This window comes from Acidithiobacillus albertensis (genome assembly GCF_001931655.1).
GTDB lineage: Bacteria > Pseudomonadota > Gammaproteobacteria > Acidithiobacillales > Acidithiobacillaceae > Acidithiobacillus > Acidithiobacillus thiooxidans.
Genome location: NZ_MOAD01000094.1, coordinates 1 through 1106, shown reverse-complemented (window position 1 = coordinate 1106; position 1106 = coordinate 1). Strand labels below are relative to the sequence as shown.

At 54.4% G+C, this 1106-nt stretch carries 2 protein-coding genes; both read right to left on the bottom strand.

Translation table 11 applies throughout. The features are described 5' to 3' along the window. Nucleotides 1-351 (bottom strand): FUSC family protein (locus BLW97_RS18240; protein ID WP_207650653.1); only part of this gene is annotated, 351 nt, incomplete at its 3' end. Then, the coding region (locus tag BLW97_RS18235) for a TolC family protein (RefSeq protein WP_158025242.1) at nt 348-1106 on the bottom strand (759 nt) is incomplete at its 5' end. The genes BLW97_RS18240 and BLW97_RS18235, both read right to left, overlap by 4 nt.

Sequence of the window (1106 nt, the reverse complement as noted above, 5' to 3'; positions counted from 1 at the left end):
ACGGAAATAACGCGCCCCGGCAGTGCAAAATCCCACCCAGAGGGCCAAGCCGGCAAGGAATCCCAGTCGTTCATCCGGAAATGTCGCTACCAGCAACAAGGCGACAATACTGCCTGCAATAGTACCAATCGCCCGGTAAAAACTCTTGGCCAGAACCATCCCGTTACGCGACTGCATCACAATAAACACGGTGATTACGACCGTACTGGGAGAGTCCAGCTGGAATCTATAAGCCAACCAGAGACCAATCAGCGCCGCAGCGGCTGTCTTGGCCCAGAAAATCCAGGTTTGCAGATCATGCTGGTAGAAACTCTGCCAATATTGGCGACTGGCAAGATTCAGGGTACTCATGATGGTGAATGCGGTCCCGTCCAGGTTTTTGGAATCACCCTACCCCCCAGAGCGGCATAGAGTTTGATCAGATTCTGCCGGGCATAAGTATCCAGGCGAATTTGCTGCATCTGATTGTCGATGATCGGCAGTTGCGCCGTCATGACTGGCAGGGCATTACTGAGACCCGCTTGATATCTTTGTTGTTGTAAAGCCGCGCTGCGCGACAAGGCTTGCGCACGCCGCTGTAAGATTTTCCGCTCCTGACTGGCAGACTGCAATTGTCTCAGACTGAAAGCGACTTGCTGCAAAGCCTGTAACAAGCTTTTTTGATATGCGGCGCGAGCCAGCTGATATTTCGCCTGACTGGCATCAAAGTGGCCCCGCAGTCGCCCCCCGGTAAACAATGGCAAACTGATAGCTGGTCCCACACCTGCTTGTAAGGACCCCGGATTCAAAAAAGTAAACAAGCCGCCTGCCGCTGCCAAACCACCCGCAAAAGCCACCAGATTGATATTGGGATAATAGGCATCGCGGGCAATATGCACCGCTGCAGCAGCCGCCTTGATGGTCATCCGCTGGGCGACAATATCCGGCCGCTCGGCAATCCATTCAGCCGGAACAGCGCTGGGTTGCTGCCAATGGGTCTGCAACAGATTGGGCTGATAATGACGCAGCACCAAGGGGAGTTGGACACCCACACCGCACAGTGTCGCCAAGGCCTGACGATTGCTGTCGTACTTGGCCTTTTGTGCGGCTATTTCCTGCTCCAAACC